The sequence below is a fragment of the Wolbachia endosymbiont of Oryzaephilus surinamensis genome (assembly GCF_025617515.1).
In the GTDB taxonomy this organism is placed as follows: Bacteria; Pseudomonadota; Alphaproteobacteria; order Rickettsiales; family Anaplasmataceae; genus Wolbachia.
Map to the genome: position 1 here is coordinate 395,344 of NZ_CP092526.1, position 16,967 is coordinate 412,310.

Annotated in this window: 13 protein-coding genes and 2 pseudogenes; 6 read left to right on the plus strand and 9 right to left on the minus strand. The window is 35.1% G+C overall.

Annotated elements, in window-relative coordinates:
• Window positions 1-313: 313 nt before the first annotated feature.
• From MJ631_RS01680 to MJ631_RS01715, 8 genes and pseudogenes are all read right to left on the minus strand, one after another.
• Window positions 314-1,080: pseudogene (locus MJ631_RS01680) on the minus strand (IS5 family transposase).
• Window positions 1,081-1,170: 90 nt separating this feature from the next.
• Window positions 1,171-2,694 (minus strand): hypothetical protein, encoded by a 1,524-nt coding sequence (locus MJ631_RS01685; protein ID WP_262986568.1) that lies wholly within the window; start codon window positions 2,692-2,694, stop codon window positions 1,171-1,173.
• 150 nt (window positions 2,695-2,844) lie between these two features.
• Window positions 2,845-4,941 carry an AAA family ATPase gene (locus MJ631_RS01690; protein WP_262986569.1) on the minus strand — a complete coding sequence of 699 codons (2,097 nt, stop codon included), beginning with the start codon at window positions 4,939-4,941 and terminating at the stop codon, window positions 2,845-2,847.
• A gap of 35 nt (window positions 4,942-4,976) precedes the next feature.
• Window positions 4,977-6,161: a helicase RepA family protein gene (locus tag MJ631_RS01695; protein ID WP_262986570.1), complete on the minus strand. Its 1,185-nt coding sequence runs from the start codon at window positions 6,159-6,161 to the stop codon at window positions 4,977-4,979.
• Complete coding sequence (locus tag MJ631_RS01700) at window positions 6,158-6,649, minus strand: hypothetical protein (RefSeq protein ID WP_262986571.1); 492 nt, start codon at window positions 6,647-6,649, stop codon at window positions 6,158-6,160. The genes MJ631_RS01695 and MJ631_RS01700 overlap by 4 nt, the downstream gene beginning before the upstream one ends.
• A 32-nt stretch (window positions 6,650-6,681) precedes the next feature.
• Window positions 6,682-7,488, minus strand: a complete 807-nt coding sequence (locus MJ631_RS01705) for a helicase RepA family protein (protein ID WP_262986572.1) — start codon at window positions 7,486-7,488, stop codon at window positions 6,682-6,684.
• A gap of 16 nt (window positions 7,489-7,504) precedes the next feature.
• Window positions 7,505-8,314, minus strand: coding sequence for an ATP-binding protein (locus tag MJ631_RS01710; RefSeq protein ID WP_262986573.1), 810 nt, complete (start codon window positions 8,312-8,314; stop codon window positions 7,505-7,507).
• A 76-nt stretch (window positions 8,315-8,390) separates the two neighbouring features.
• Window positions 8,391-8,882: a sigma-70 RNA polymerase sigma factor region 4 domain-containing protein gene (locus MJ631_RS01715; protein WP_262986574.1), complete on the minus strand. Its 492-nt coding sequence runs from the start codon at window positions 8,880-8,882 to the stop codon at window positions 8,391-8,393.
• Between the two features lie 441 nt (window positions 8,883-9,323).
• Between MJ631_RS01715 and MJ631_RS01720 the strand changes: the two genes are divergently transcribed.
• From MJ631_RS01720 to MJ631_RS01745, 6 genes are all read left to right on the plus strand, one after another.
• Window positions 9,324-10,007 carry a hypothetical protein gene (locus MJ631_RS01720; RefSeq protein ID WP_262986575.1) on the plus strand — a complete coding sequence of 228 codons (684 nt, stop codon included), beginning with the start codon at window positions 9,324-9,326 and terminating at the stop codon, window positions 10,005-10,007.
• Window positions 10,008-10,013: 6 nt separating this feature from the next.
• The gene (locus MJ631_RS01725; protein ID WP_262986576.1) at window positions 10,014-11,912 is read left to right on the plus strand and encodes a DUF4815 domain-containing protein; all 1,899 of its coding nucleotides are present in this window, start codon (window positions 10,014-10,016) and stop codon (window positions 11,910-11,912) included.
• Between the two features lie 17 nt (window positions 11,913-11,929).
• The gene (locus MJ631_RS01730) at window positions 11,930-13,105 is read left to right on the plus strand and encodes a hypothetical protein (RefSeq protein ID WP_262986577.1); all 1,176 of its coding nucleotides are present in this window, start codon (window positions 11,930-11,932) and stop codon (window positions 13,103-13,105) included.
• Window positions 13,106-13,109: 4 nt separating this feature from the next.
• Window positions 13,110-13,304, plus strand: coding sequence for a hypothetical protein (locus MJ631_RS01735; protein WP_007301885.1), 195 nt, complete (start codon window positions 13,110-13,112; stop codon window positions 13,302-13,304).
• Window positions 13,301-14,719, plus strand: a complete 1,419-nt coding sequence (locus MJ631_RS01740) for a hypothetical protein (protein ID WP_262986578.1) — start codon at window positions 13,301-13,303, stop codon at window positions 14,717-14,719. The genes MJ631_RS01735 and MJ631_RS01740 overlap by 4 nt, the downstream gene beginning before the upstream one ends.
• Window positions 14,720-14,828: 109 nt before the next feature.
• Window positions 14,829-16,241: an IS4-like element ISWosp2 family transposase gene (locus tag MJ631_RS01745; protein ID WP_214303148.1), complete on the plus strand. Its 1,413-nt coding sequence runs from the start codon at window positions 14,829-14,831 to the stop codon at window positions 16,239-16,241.
• 4 nt (window positions 16,242-16,245) lie between these two features.
• Here the strand turns inward: MJ631_RS01745 and MJ631_RS01750 are convergent.
• Window positions 16,246-16,915, minus strand: a pseudogene (locus MJ631_RS01750) (IS256 family transposase); the annotation flags it as partial.
• Between the last annotated feature and the right edge of the window lie 52 nt (window positions 16,916-16,967).

A 16,967-nucleotide genomic window follows, 5' to 3' on the forward strand; every position in this document is an offset into this window, starting at 1 on the left:
ATATATAAGAGTTTTAGGAATGGTAAAATCAGCCATATTAGCTAACTTTAAGTATGTAGTTACTAGGAATGCTTTTAGGAATGTAGGTCAAAAAGTCTAGGTTTTATGCAGGTTTTAGCTTCCTTGATTTCTAACTGTTTAGTGAATAACCCAGGAATCAGGAATGTAATTCAACCATTTGATGTCTTATCCCTTTTTAATTGAAATCATAGCTTATAATAGGTTGTAGTTTCTGGCTCCAAAGTTAATATTTTTGATTAAGTAGATTGAATAAAAAAATAGATTAAACTCTAAGAGCATGTCTTGAAAAGATTTAAACGGTTAATTTAGCAAGCATAATAGTAATCATATCAAAGAAGATATTAGTTTTTGAAGTAAGTGGCGAGTGTTCATAGTCCTTACTCATGCGCCTAAAATTCGAAAGCCAAGCGAAAGTTCTTTCAACAATCCATCGCTTAGGAATGACCTAAAACCCTACAGAATCACTAGCTTTTTTGGCAATTGTGAGTAGACATCCTGTCTTCAGAAAACAGCGATTTTGAAGCTCACCTGTATATCCTTGATCAGCAAAAAACTTCTGTAATGTTGGAGTTTTCTGTTTAGCTTGAGAAAAAAGATTCAGAGCGCCGTCACGATCTTGAACGCTTGCACTATGAACGTCAGCTACATTGATTAGGCCTAATGTATCTACAATAATATGGCGTTTACGGCCTTTTATTGTCTTGCCAGCATCGTAACCTCTAGATCCCCTTTTTGAGTTGTTTTTACTAACTGGCTGTCTATTATCCCAACTGATGGTGTATCATTTTTACCAACCATTTCTCTTACCTTTTTCACCAAAGTGTCATGTATTTCCTGCAATTTTCCGTTATTACGCCATCTAAAATAATGATCATACACAGTCTTCCACGGCGGAAAGTCTTTTGGCAGCATTCGCCATTGGCAGCCACCTCTCATTATATACCTTATTGCATTAATAATTGCTCTGATGTTGTGCTTCCTTGGCCTCCCTATTGCTCCTTGTGCAACATGTGGCTCCAAAATTTCCCATTCCTTGTCACTTATATCGCTTGGATACAATTCTTACCTCCTATTTTTAACTTACCTCATCATTCCCTTTTTTTCTTTTCAAGACAGGTTCTAAGATATTTAAAGAGCATACCAGTGTTTTTAATGTAAATGTTCATGTGGTTCCATAGATAATCTCTGTTTTTTGATTCTATCTGTCCATTTATCATTTTCTATATCTTGTTTGTTGGTTGCTTTTTTTTCTTGTTCAACAATTGCCTTATCTACCTTCTGATGAATTGCATCAATTGCATTAATCGCACCCTTTTTTTCATACATCTCGCTTTTCCCTTCAATAATTAAATTGGTAAAAATATTTACAACAAACTGAACTTGGTTATGATTAACCTTATCTTTTATCAAAAAAGGTAAAGATCCTAATACTTCTGATGATATTTTACCTTGAAAGGAAAGCCCTAAATTATCTGCTACTTCACTTATTAATAACTCCCTGTTTTCTTTATTATCTTCCAATTTGGCATAATCACTAAGTAGATCCATAACTGCAGATACTCTAACTTCAATAATACCATCAACATCTTCATCTCCTAGAGCAACTCCTGATTCCAATAACCTCCCTCTGAGATTTTTGCTTAAAAGATGGATAAACTCTTTATTTGCATCTGATCCTGTGATTGATATTGTGTCACCTAAGTAGTTACTTACTTTGATTTGAGTACCTAAGTCATGCTCTATTTGTATTTTTGTCTTATGTTTAAATCCTAATTCTGCACAAAATTTCTGAAAATATTCTTTAATAATGTCAAACAAGCTCTTGCCATTATCTTTATAATTTTTTAACTCTTCAGGAATAGTGAGTGATAATTTACCTTCTTTATATATTATATCATCTTTGTCATTTTGAGATTCGAGTGTGAATTCTAATGAGCTGGATAGGTCGCATATTTTCTCTTCCGGATTGTCAACCGTGGTTATAGGCATTGCCATATCAGACGTCACTTTTATGCAGTTGTGATCAGTGCAGTAAATGTTTAGCGCTTTTTTAGGACTGTGTGGAATTAAGCTACAACTACTGAGTGCTGCATGAGATTCATTAAATATACCAGCCCCATACCCTGCTTGATTACAATTGGTGACTAACTCTTCTAAAATAGCATCACTTGGTATTTCTGCTTCAGCGTATCTAAACATTTCCTTGAAAGTTTCCTTTGCTAATGCACGGTAATCTTTTTTGGAGAATAGATGATAAGAGCTTCTCCCTGTGTTATAAAATCTCTCAAATTCCTTTCTATATTCATCAATTTTTTTTTCATCAGCAACTGTAGGGCTATTACAATGATTTTCCCAAACTTCAGATAGTCTATCTTGATCAAGCTCCTTAAGTACTGGTTCCATAAAAGCTTTACCTTCTTCAGAGAGGTTATCAAAATTATCACGGTTAAAAATCTCATTTTTATAATCTTTAGCTCCTTCCTTAAATGCAATAATAAGATTTTTATCTATCTCTTTTCCGTTAATAATAAAATTCATCCTTTGAAAATCTAAGAACATTGTTTCACCGGAATTCGCTAATTTATTAGCTTGATCTGTTCTTAATTTAAGAAAATTAAATTCTTTAGCTGTAGCCTTTAATCTAACTACTGGATTCTTCTTTGCCTCTTTCATGATTAACACCTTACTATAAATATGCTGTAAGTTGTATCATATAATGATAAATAATTTGATAATATATTAAGAAAACTGATAGTATATTTTAGAATCCCTATTTATAGTATTTTAAACCTGTATGAGGGATTTGTAAATAAAGATAGAGACTTATAAGCTTTGTCTACAGCTAAAATCTTCAGCTCCAGGAGTGAATTTTCCTATACCACAAGCAAATGGTCCTGTTATAACGTCAAGCCACTTATCTTCTCTTGAACCTTTAGACATTCCTTTTACTAATTGTTTTGCCTGCAAAAGCTCCTGCACCACACGTTCTAATCTATCTCTTCCCATACTGTGAAAGATTTCAGGTAGCCTATGCCGTTGTTTATATACTCCTGTGCTTCCTGTATGAGTAAATGGATGTCCTGCAATAGCAGATCGTTTAATTGCATTGACAAGGTATATCTTAAGACTTTTATCACTAATGTCTTTAACTTTTAATTGTGCCGTTATATCTTCTAGTAGTCCTGTTTCTTGATTTCTTAGGTAAGTACGTACAGTGCGATCAGCTAACCCATTTGCTTTAACAACTGCCCCGGAAAATAAAGCATTTTGTCTTGGAGTCTCACCCATTGACCTAAAGATTTCTTGCTTAGCTGTATCTTCTATTGGCCAAAAAGCATATGAACATCTAACACCATTAACAAGGGCAGAGGTACCTCTAATTGCATCTCTTGCTTGCTCAACAGTTAGTATAGGTTTTTCTCCTTTTGGTTTTCTCATATGGTGAGCAGTAATAATTGAAGCTCCAGTACTACACGCTAGATCAGATAGCAAACACATCAGATAATCTCCTACAGCAGGATCAGCATTTATATCTGCATGAATAAATGAAGCAAGTGGATCAAATACTATCAGTTTTAGATCTTTTATTTCCTCGAGCTGCTTCATGATTGATTCAAATTCAGGAGAAATTTCAACGATTTTACCACGAACATTTCTGAGTATTGTAAGTGATCCTCTGACATTTGGCAGTGGTACAATAAATAATTTATCTTTATGTTTTAACCTTTCGCACTTAGGGTCAAGTCGTTCTAAGCGGCGGTGTATCTCACTTGCATCATCTTCTGCTGAAAAAATTACCACTGATCCATGCTCAGTAACAAATGAACCAAAACTACATATCTGATCTTTATCACTTATAACTTTAAGTGCTAGATCAAGAAGAAGCATGCCTTTACCTGTATCTCCCATAGCAGCCACTATTGAAGTAACTCCTAAAGGAAATACTCCCTCAACAAGAAACTTTTGCTCTGGTACCGGACCTACAAAGCGTTCTGCACTCCAGTCTAAAATCTTTAGTGGCGGTTTAATCATTACTTTTTTTGCGTTGTTCTTGATAAAATCAGAGACGTTTGTGCTTTCTTGTAAATAGTCAGCAGCATCCCAGCCTTTCGGTTTATTCTCTGGAATTTTAATCATAGAAAGTGATGCAATACCTAAACTAATAAGTTTTGTAGTAGTATTTTCAGCATACTTTTTACCTGGTTCATCATTATCTGGCCAAATAATAATATTTTTACCTTTAAGTGGAGTCCAATCTGTTTTCTCAATAAGTGCATTTGCTCCAGACATTGCTGTTGTTGCTGTAATACCTTGTTTTATCAGAGCTTCTGCACATTTTTCTCCCTCAACCAGAACAACTTTATCGGACTTTAAGATACCTGGAATGTTGTAGAGTGGTCTTATCTCTGGCGTTCCAAAGTCGGATCTTTTAATATCAAAAGGAAGATATCGCTTTCCATTATCATCATAACGATATACTCTAACAAGAGCTTGGCCTTTTTCATCGTAATAATCCCAATATGCAGTTGGATTACCTGCAGTTTTGTCAGTTTTGATCTTTTTAAAATGACCAAGCCATTCAGCTATAGAGTCCATTACTTCAGTAAACTCTGTTCTAGTACTTTTTCTATTTACTCCCGCCCAAAGGTCGATAATGTCACCACCTTCTCCTGTTGCAAAATCATGCCATAGGCCAGCTTCACTGCCACTTAATTCTACTACTAGACTCTTGCCTTTATCACCTTGTATATTGCCTACATAAAACTTATCACCACGAAAAATCCCTCTTGGTAATAGGTATGAAAGACAAGATCTGATATTTAGTAAAAGTTGATCTTTTAGCTGTTCTTTCTCTTCTGATAATTTAGAACTTCCATTTTTTTTGGAAGGCACAGTATTAAAATCACAATAGATATCCATAAAATCTCCAATATGTTTAAAGTTTAGAAATTTGGTTAAGCTGTAGCTATCCAGCGTCCGTTAACCATATTTATGAATTTTGTTGATATTGGTTTGCCGTTTTTAAGTTCGTACATCAATTGCAGAGTATTCCTTTCTGGCCTAAATATCATTACTCCAGATGTATATAAACTTCTTAAAACATTAGCACCACTCAATGCTTGAAATGGATTCTTTTTTAACGTGGTTGTTGACACTTTTTTGGTGTAATGTGTAACTATTACTCCAGCCGTAGGATTAGTTATAGAGCGTAGTTCATCAATACTATTTTGCAGAAAAGAGATCATACTCCTATAATCAAAAAGAGAGTCTATCACTATAAGATCAACTGTTTTTACATCGAGATTTTCCGACATAATTTCTTTTATTTTTTCCACATTCAAAGTTAACTGTACTTTTTTAGTAATAACTAAGTTTTCTGTTCCTTCATCAAGGATTTTCTTGCTGATTCTTAGCTTCTGTAAGCGCTCTCTTATGTAATCATATTCCATTTCATTCTGTAGATAGAATATCTTAAGTGGCTTTGCAGGCTTCATACCAAGAAATGATACTCCAGCAGCTAAATGTACTAACATGGAAAGTAGAAAATTACTTTTCCCTATTTTTGGAGTTCCACCTATGACCAAAAGACCACTTGGAGTTAGAATTCTTGGGCCTATTATATCTTTTGGCATTGGTGATTTATCATTTAAGTAATGCCTTGCTAAAAACGATGTAATTTTATGTTCTGTTGTGTTTTCTTTAGTATTTAACCACTTCTTAGTGGAATTTATATCACCTTTCACTAAAGTCCAAAGATCAATGATATCACCACTGATTCCTTTAGTAAAATTACGCCAATTTCCAGCTTCTTTACCCACTATTTTAACTGTAATCGTATCCCCATCACAATTGCCAACATAAGTCCTCTCTCGATAAAAATTACCGTTTGGAATTAGGTAAGGTACACACTTCTTAATATTATCAATCAATAATCCTTTTATTTCCTTTCTCTGCATAAAACCCCCATACATACTTTTCATACGTTTAGAGCTGAGATTAGCTAGCTCACAAACAGTTTCAAAAGACTCTGAATCAAACCATTTTATTGCTTCTTTCTTTAGCTCTAGATTTTTTCCTGCTGCATCTTTGATAGCTCTCTCAATTACAGCAATCCAGAGCTTCTCTTCGTCGTACTTCAAAATGGCAACCAATCAACTTCAGATTGTTCTGGAGTAATAACAGTAGCAATCTTGTTTTTTTCTCCATACCGATCAGATTCAATACCAATTTTTGCAGTAAACTCTAACCCGTTAAAATCAGCTATAGAGTTGATTTTTCTAGCAGTAACCGCTTTCTCTGAAGTGTCATGTGCATGAATATTTCGTGCTGACTCCAAAATGCTTCTAAGCATAGAACGACCAGATTCTCCCCAAGTATCTTCTCCTTCAACGCTTGCTTTGCCACTTTTAATACCAATTACTTGAAAAATCTTACGTTTTGCATATTGACCTTCAGTGACGGTAAATTCAGCGTTTAAATAGATGCTGCCGGTAGCATAGCTTTTAGTGAACCAATTTTCATAACCTCCAGGCTTTATTGCCATTTTTACCTTGACTATTGTACCTTTCGGTATTAAATTGCTCTGCAGTTTTGCGTTATTAAAATCAGTTAAAAAATCTGTTAGCATATTGTTCCCTATAAATTAAGTAAAAAAAAGAATCAACTCCATTGGTCTACAACCTTCCAATGACCATTTATCTTATCGACAAGCTTGCTTGCCACACGTTCACCATTTCGCAGCTCAAACACTATTTGACGGGTAGTGCTTTCTTCATCATGAGCAAACATCACCATGCCAGTGCTATAAAATCCACGTAAAGATCCAGCACCGCTTAGGCCTTGAAATGGATCTTCTTCCAGCATCTTTTTGGACAGTTTTTTTGTGTGGTGAGTGAGGATTATACCTGCATCTGGATTAATAATGTTCCTCAGTCTTTCAAGCGTTTTTTGCAAAAAGAATAGCATAGCGCTGTTGTCATTTTCATTGCCATATTCACTTGAGTTAAAAATGTTACGAAGAGGATCGATTGCAATAATATCAGGTTTAAAACGCTCTTTAATAACATTTTTAATTTCATCTATTTCTTCACTGCTGAAAGATAATTGTACTCTTGGTGTAATGATTAAGTTATTGGCAGCTATATTCAAAAGTTCGTTATCCAGTTGAAGTTGTTGCAAACGTTCTTTCATATATTCATATTCAATTTCAGTTTGCAGATAGAAAATTTTCATAGGTTTGCTTGGAGTCATACCCAAAAATGAAACTCCAGCTGCCATATGAATAAGCCAAGAGATCAAAAAGTCACTTTTGCCAATTTTAGGTGGGCCACCCAGTACCAATAGACCTCTTTTTGTCAAAATTCTTGGTGAGATTATATCTTCTGGTATTGGCGTTTGATCACTTAAATACTCCTTTACGCTGAAAAAAGGAATTTTTTGACCGATATTGAAAAAGCTTTGTTCCATATTACTCCTTTTAAAATTAGGCAACAGAAGCCAAGGTTTTGGCTTTAATTTTCGCAAGTAATCTACCAAGATGCGGTTCTTCAACCATGTTAAGACAACCACTTCGATCTTTAGCAGGGTATCCCCAAGAATTAATCGTCTGACAGACAAATGAACGAACCTCTGTACCATCATCTTTCTTGATTCCAACCATACTGATTACTTCGTCAACAATACCTGGAATTTCACTTGCGGTTTTAGCACCTTCACATTGAGGTAGCCAAGTTGGACGATTGCAGTCATCAAGATATTGACCTAATGTGCCAACTATGATGATGTCTTTATCTCTGATGTGTTGAAATTGATTGAGCCAAGCCATCATCTCTTGTGCGAGTAACCCGTAAGCAGCTCTTTTGTCTTCTTTTCCCGATCTATCAGAAAAACACTCAGGTTGCATCCTTGCCCATAATAGACATAAACGTGAAGCAACGGTTATACTATCGACAAAGATGCATTGGTATTTAGAAACCTCAGAAAGAAGATCTTTATATTTGCTACAGACATGCTCATAGTGTTTTTGACTATACGCCTGATCAGACCTTAATGCAGGATTAGGTTTACCAATAAGACAAGCAATGTCTCTGGCCTCATTCCAAGTGCGAATCTCAGTTGAATCTCCTTTCCAGTCTTGTACAGCTAGAAGTCCTGCTTCAAAATCAAGGCAAAGTGTTGTTGCTTCATCGAGAGTTTTAAGTAAACTAGTTTTACCAATTCCATAAGGACCAAAGATCACAATTTTTGCTCCTGTTTGTGTCTTCATTCGTTCATCTCTATCAATTATTTTCATTTTTCTCCTGGTTTAATCACTCAGATATATATACACGGTGACCTAGGTAATTCGTCCAAAACTTATCGAGCAAATCTCATTTTAAAGATGAAAATTTATCGCGTATTTGCCTTAAAATGTTGTAGACAGTTGTTTTTGGTATACCTGTTATTTTTGCAGCTTCAGTAATAGTAGAAACCTTAAGCAGCTCACATAGTTTTCTATGAGATTTCGGTAATTTTGAGATTATATTTTTTACGTCAATGTATACCATTATATCATCTTCAAGATATTTAGAATCTGGTATGTTATCATCAATACCAAAGTTAATCTGACGTTTAGTGCATAGTTGGTTACGCAAGAGGTTACGAGCACGACGTCTAGTTAAATTAGCAACAAAAGTATTAAAGCTACTTCTTGTTTTATCATACAAACTAAGGCAAGGCCAAACCTCACAAAAAAGTTCCAGCTCTATATCTTCAAGACTCCTATCAATAAAACAGTTAGTATAATTAAGACAGCTAGCATAGTACTTTATATATTTAACAATTATCGGATCAACGCCTGAAAAAGAATTTTTAGATTTCATAAAAACCTCGAATAATCAAAGATTTATTACTAATTCTTCTTTCGAGACCCTGCAGAATTTAAATAAGAGTAATTTGTCTATTATGAAAAATAGAATAAGACAATAGTTATTTTATTAATAGATCAAATAAGACTTCTCTAAAATTAAATAAGACAGATGAAAATCGAATAAGAGAGGATTTGATTTCCAGTGAATTGCTGAAATGTAAAATATATTCACCTTGGTCTTCCCAATAACGAAAATTGATATAAGCTAGTTAGAAAGATTGGCTAATTTCCAAAAATCTTATTTAAACAGTGGAATATTGTATTGGTGCACTACTTTTCTATGGTTTAGTTGATTTTCAAAAGCTGCCTTAAAATTATTTAAACTTTTTTTATATTGTTTGGACGAATTGTTGAGCAACCGTGTATATATATAATACAGGGGTCAAACTTTCAAATGTCAATTCTCACACAATCAGGAAGAGCAGCAATAGCAGCAAGTATAAAAGAGCAGTCTCTACATCTCGCCTGGGGCAGTGGTGATGCAAGCTGGGAAAGTAGTCATCAAGTCGAAAAAGTTTTTGTTGAGGATGAAATAGCTCTAGATCACCACACTATTAAAGATGTAAGGGTTTTTACAGGACAAACAGTGTATCAGTCAAGTGTTGACTATACAGTTGATAGCAGTAGTGGTGTAATAAAACTTACGGAAAATAGCTCTATCACGGCAAATAGTGCAGTTACTGTAGAATATACTCAAAGCACACCACCTGAACCTATAAATTCTATAAAGCTCTTGAATGAACTTGGCAGACGTACTGCGGATGAAGTGCTATTCTGCACAGGTGATGAAAATGGCGAACTTATAACTCCTTCTGGAAGGTTTAGGCCCTTAAATGTACCAACTAATAACTTGTACCTTAAATTTACTTTCGATTTCACGGATGCAGCAAATCAAGTGATAAGGGAACTAGGAGTTATGGTTGGTACAAGGGTAAAAGAAACATTGCCTCCTGGACAAAGGTATTTTGAACCACAAGATATAGAAGACCATGGGATTTTATTGATTTTGGAACATACAGTACCATTAATCAGGACTTCTGCTACAAGAGAGACTTTTTCCTTCGTTGTAACGTTTTAGAAAAAAATGACACTTAAAAATTATTATAATCGCTTTAATCCTGACAAAGAATACGAAAAAAGCTTGTTTCTAGCAGGAAGAGGTCTACAGTCAGCAGAATTAAACGAGACGCAAGAATATGCTCTCTCTAAGCTTAAAGGCATAGGCGATGCAATATTTCGTGATGGTGATGTTATAACAGGAAGCAATTGTATTATAGATAGAGAAACTGGTAAAGTTACACTTGAAGGAGGAAAAATCTATCTTCGTGGAGCAGTTAGAAAAGTCGAAAAAGAAGAGTTTGTTATTCCTCTTAATACTATAGTTCGTATCGGTGTTTATTACGTAGAATCTACCATTACAGAACTTGAGGATGAAAATCTTCGTGATCCTGCTGTTGGTACACGTAATTATCAAGAAGTAGGGGCAGCAAGGCTTAAAGTTTCCACCATTTGGGGTCATCAAGCAGAGAGTGTTACTGTTAACTCTACAAATGGGGAATTTTACCCAATTTACAATATTGAAAATGGAGTATTGATAGAACATTCACCGCCACCACAAGCAAATATAGTAACTACAGCTCTTGCTCGTTATGATAAAGAAGCCAATGGTTCCTACGTTGTAAATGGCCTAGAGGTAATGTTTCTACATAAAGAAGGTGGAAAAGAAGTATTCGTGATTAATGAGGGCAAAGCTCATGTTGATGGTTATGAGATTGAGTTACCTCATAGTATTCGTGTTTCTTTTGATGAAGATCCGAATATAAAATCAGTTGAATCAGAACCACATACTTTTCAGCCAAATAGCCAAAGAGTAATGGAGCTAAAAGTTAATGATTTTCCAATTAATGAAATCAAGAAAGTAGATATCACCATTCAAAAAACCATCACTGTTACTCACGGTTCATATTCAGGAGCCATTGATCCGATACCTGACTCTGCAGTACTGGAGATTATTCAAATAAAACAAGGTGATGTAATTTATGAAAATAGTGTAGATTATAAACTAAACGCAGGAAACATTGATTGGTCATTGGCAGGGAAAGAACCAGCGCCTGGAAGTAGTTATCAAATAACTTATCGCTGTCGTACTCAGGTGAGCCCTGAAGATATAAATGAACAAGGATGTAAAGTAAGGGGAGCAGTTGATAACAGCTTGGTTCTGATTGATTATACCTGGAAAATGCCACGCTTTGATTTAATTACTATCGATAGCAAAGGAGTGGTAAGGAGAATAAAAGGAATTTCTCACCCTTGGCGACCATCGATGCCTAAAGCTCCCTCTGGACAGCTTTTGCTCTGCTACATTCATCAGACGTGGAAAAAAGGCGAAGGGGTAAAAATAGTGAATAATGCTATTCATGCTGTACCGATGAATGAGCTTGAAGCAATGAAAAAAGGAATAAATGATCTTTATGCGCTGGTTGCACAGGAGCGTTTACGCAGTGATGCAAATTCAAGAGAACCTACCACCAAAAAAGGAGTATTTGTAGATTCGTTCTTTGATGATGATATGCGTGATCAGGGAATTGTTCAGTCTGCAGCAATAGTAAATAAGGAACTAATTTTACCGATAGACGTGGAAATTATTGATGTTGAAAGAGGTAAAGAACCTTATTTATTGCCGTATAAACTTGAGCCAGTACTGGAGCAGCTTTTACAGACTAAAGGAGAAAAAATTAATCCGTATCAAGCTTTTGATCCAGTACCAGCACAAATTACCCTAAATAAAAACATTGATCACTGGACGGAGGTAAAAACAAATTGGAACAGTCCAGTAACTAGAGAATTTAATACTAGAGAGACCACAGAGCTATTGTCAAGATTTATGAGAGAAGCAGTACAAGATTTTAAAATTGAAGGTTTTGAGCTAGGTGAAAGGCTTAAAGAAGTAAGATTTGACGGCATCAGTATCCAACCTATGTAAAAATAAAAAGAAAAAAAGTGGAAAATCAAGGACGAATAAGTGGAAAGATAAAAATCCCAGCAAATATTCCAGCAGGCACTAAATTAGTGCAATTTTACGGGGATAAAGGAAGTTATGGAGAAGCAACTTATACTGGTAAAAAAACTATTATCATAGAGGAAAGAAGAAGAGTTATCGCAGCAAGAAGAGTTGATCCTTTAGCGCAAACATTTACTCTGAATGAGAGTAGGCACATAGGAGGTCTAGATTTATGGTTCACAAATAGCGGCAAAAAACGTGTTGTTGTGCAGATTAGAGAAACAGCAGTGGGCATGCCCTCGCAGACTGTCATTGCTGAAAGTTATATTGAGCCAAAAGATATAAAGATAGATGGCACAGCAACACGTATAGAGTGGTCACCAGTGTTTTGCCATGCAGGAGAGGAGTATGCAATAGTACTGCTTACTGATGATCCTGGTACTGCAGTAAAGATAGCAGAACTTGGCAAATATGATGCAGTAAATAGCCGTTGGGTAACAAGTCAGCCATATCAAGTAGGAGTATTACTTTCATCTAGCAACGCAAGTACTTGGACACCACATCAAAATTTAGATCTAACTTTTAGGCTTTTAGCAGCGAAGTTTACTGAAAATTCTCACGTTATTGATCTTGGTAAAGTTACTGCAAACAATACTTCAGATTTAATTGTTTTGACGAACGTCGAAAAAGTAGCATTTGATACCAATGTAGAGTTTATCTTAACAGATGAAGAGGGAAAAGAGAACTTTTTGTCTGATAATTTGCCACTTGCACTGCGTGAAAGACTATCTGGAGAGCTAACAGTAAAGGCAAGCCTAAAAGGAGGGCGAGAAAAAAGTCCAGTGCTATATCCTGGGTTACAGCTAGTTCTAGGTAATCTTTCAGAGTCTGGAGATTATGTAACAAGAAGCATTACAGCAGGAGCTAACACTAAAATCACCATAACGTATGATGCGATAATACCTGGCACTGCAGATGTTAAAGCATATGTACAAAAAAACGTGGATTGGCAATTAGTAAATTTAACATCAGGAAAACCTATTGGGGAAAATTGGGTAGAAAGAACTCACGTACTGACAAACTTTAATGGCAATGAGACAAGGACAAAATTGGTTTTAAGTGGAACGGTTGTTTATCGTCCTAAAGTCAAAAATCTACGAATCATTGTCACGTAGCAGAATGTCAGATGATAAAACAAGTAGAGGATACTCTTTGCCTCATCCAGAAAACATTGCTGTGCAAGATGTTGTTCGTATCCGTACCACAATTGAGAAAATAGATGAAGATATTACCGAAAGAGAAGATGAGCATAATCAACTAAAAAATAATTTTAAACGATTTAGATTTGAAACTTTTTTGAATTTTTGGGAATGAAGGAAGCAATATACCAAAGGATAAAGGATTTAGCAGCAACCAGCACACCTGATCAACTGGCATATCTTGCAAAATCTCTGGAATTGATAGCAGATAAAAAAGCTATTGCTGACATTGTGCAGATGACTGAGGTAAAAGAGATAATTGATGCACTACAAAAAAGACTTAAGGATTTAGTAGCAAACAGTACTCCAGATCAATTAGCATATCTTGCTAAAGCATTGGAATCAATAGTCGATAAAAGTTCAGTTTCTGAAATTGTGCAGATGACTGATGGTAAGCTAAAAGAACTTCTTGATAGTGCAAAAAAACACTTAACTGATCTTGATACTAAAAAAACTAGCTCTTTAGCAATGATCTCTGAATCAGAGAAGCAGTTATTAAAGAGAATTGATGAAAAAGGAACAACAAATTTATCGCTACTTGATACGAGAAAGAATGCCAATATTGCAGCAATAAATAGCATTAGTAACAGTCATAAAGATGGTCTTAAAGGTTTAGTAGAAGATTTTCGTGCTGTTAATAATGTACCACCTGGCTCATCAATTATAGGAGAAATAGAAACTCGAATTGAAAACATCTCTAATGAGGTAAAAACTCGGGATGAACAGTTAAAAGCGTCTCTTATAAATGAAATAAGAAAGCGCAACATGGTTGAACCAGGGTCATTACCTTTCTTATTTGGTGTACTTGGCAGAAAAAATAATTATTTTGGCCACGGAACTTTTACGACAGAGCTTGGAAAGTGGAGTAGTGATATAACAAAAACTGACTATATGTTACAACTACTAGCAGGTAGCCATACGTACGATACAGATTACGTTAGTTTTTATCGGCCAAGACAACTAAGTTTTATAGAGGGAAGTAAAGGAACATTTATTTACGGAGAGTTATGCACAAAAAGTTTTTCGGGTAGTTATGATGAGATATACTATTACCCGTATGCTGCACTTGGAGTAGTATTTGTAAAAAATACAACCAATGTGAACATAAATAAGACAATGGAATTTCTCGGATCATCGTATTCGAGTACGGAGTATGGGGGAGCAGGATTATTTGTGGGAACTCCTGATAACACTAATTCTAATAAATCAAGTATTTCAAGAATAATATGGAAAAATGTTTACCAATACACGAGTTCTGATAGCAAGTTAGCCGGATCTGGTAATGTGGAGATTCCAGCAGGAAAAACAGTTGCAACATTACTTTATACATCATCTTATCTATATTCCAGAACAAAAGTTAGTGAAGGTGCGTTTTCAGGTGATGTGTACACCTATGGTCAATTTATTCAGTGGGGAATTTATAACATACGTAGCAATTTTCTCACCACAGGACTTGAGGTGGACGTAGAGAGAACGCTAAGAGCTTGGCAATGCCCAGGATTAGATGCCACTCATAAAATTTGGAATTAAAAACGGAGAAAACCAATGCCAATTTATATCTTACTATTACCCACAAATATAAATGGACATAAAAATAAAGTATTACAACATTAAAGTTTGCAAACATTGAGGGTAAAAAATGGCAAACAGGAATAATGAATGGGCTGAAAATGAATTTGGAGATGCTGTACTTGGAGATAAAAGGTTAACTGACCGATTAGTAAATATTGCTGATAGTTTTACAAGTTTACCTGAAAGCTCAATCAATCAGGCGTGTGGAAGTTGGTCAGAAGCAAAAGCAGCATATCGTTTTTTTCAAAATGAGAACGTGAAAGAAGGCGATATTCTAGCTTCACACGTTGCTAAAACAGTTGAAAGAACAAAAGCCCATAAAAAAATTTTTGTGATCCAAGATACAAGTTATATTTCATACACAGACCATGAAAAAACAAGTGGATTGGGAGTTATTACAAGAAAACATAGTCAAGGTATTATAATGCATACAGCTCTAGCTGTTAGTATAGAAGGTTTGGTACTAGGGATACTAGATCAAAAAATTTATTCAAGACCTGAAGAATCTGAAAACATAAAAAAAAAGAACAATGACAGTATCCGCATTGAAGATAAAGAGAGTATAAAATGGTTAGAAACTTTAAGCAACACAAACAACATTATTGATTCAACTCAAACTGAGACTATAACTATATGCGATAGAGAAGCAGATATATATGAGTTTTTTGAGCTTGCATATAATCTTAATTCGGCAGTGTTAGTTAGAGCTTCCAAAGATAGGGCAGTAAATAGAAAATCTCGATATCCTGAAAAAGGTGAGCAGAAGTTATGGGAATTTATTAAATCCTCTCATTGTGCAGGTACGGTAAAAGTTGAAGTTCCTGCAAAAGATAATAAGCCAAAAAGAACAGCACATTTGGAAGTTAGATTCGGAAAGTTTATTATGCATCCATCTAAGAATAGTATTAGGCATAAGACAGAAGAATTACTTAAATTACCACACTATGCAGTTTACGTTGTTGAAAAAGACTTTCCTTCTGAAACAAATCCGCTAGAGTGGATGCTTTTAACAAATCTTCCAGTCAATACCTTTGATGAAGCTGTTGAAAAAGTTAGGTGGTATTGTCTTAGATGGAAAATAGAAATATTACATAAAATTTTAAAATCTGGTCTCAAAGTTGAAGAATGTAGGCTTGGAACAGCAGAAAGGTTGATGCGATATTTAACAGTAATGAGTATTATTGCTTGGAGAATTTTCTTTATTACAACAATTGCAAGAACTGATCCAACATTACCGTGTACTACCTTATTAGCCGAAGAAGAATGGAAAGTTCTATATGTAAAAATACATAGAAAACCATGTTCAAATGCAACTCCTACTATAAAAGAAGCTGTTTCATGGATTGCTCAACTTGGAGGACATTTGGCTAGAAAAAATGATCTAGAACCAGGCCCCATTACTATTTGGAAAGGATGGAGACGTCTCTTTGATCTAGCAGAAGGATGGCGACTTGCTCACGAACTTTATATTTGTGGGTAATAGTAAGCCCCTCAATTGGATTGGTGGTATAAATTAGCCTTCTAACAGGGCCAGAATACTTAAAATAACCAGACAAATTTTCCCAATTGTTTTGCCACGATTTTATGACCAAAGGATATTTTTCACCCCATTTTTCTTCCAGCTCAAGCAAATAATTTTCAGCGATTTCTTTACTTGAAGCACGATATATTTTTTTCAAATCATTCATGAAAATTTTCACATCTTTGCTGGATACATATTTCAATGAATTTCTTATCTGATGCACTATACATATTTGTACTTCTGCTTTGGGAAATACACTATTTATAGCCGCAGGAAAACTTTTTAGACCATCAACACATGCAATCAGAATATCCTCTACCCCTCTCTCTTTTAGGTCATTTAACACTCCTAACCAGAACTTCACTTTCGGCTAAATAAAAGCCTAGTACTTCTTTTCTGCCATTTTGATCTATGCCTAATATATTATACATGCATTTACTTACGCAATGCCCGTCCTCCTTGACTTTGAAAAACATGCCATCCATGAATACTATTGGATATACAGATTGCAGTGGACGACTGCGCCATTCATTGATTAACGGCAGTAATTTGTCGGTAATACTTGATATCTCTGCTGCAGATATTTTGTGGTCATACATCTCCTCTACATGCGATGCTATGTCCCTATACCCTTACTATTACCCACAAATGTAAATGGACTTATAAATAAAGGATTAGAATATT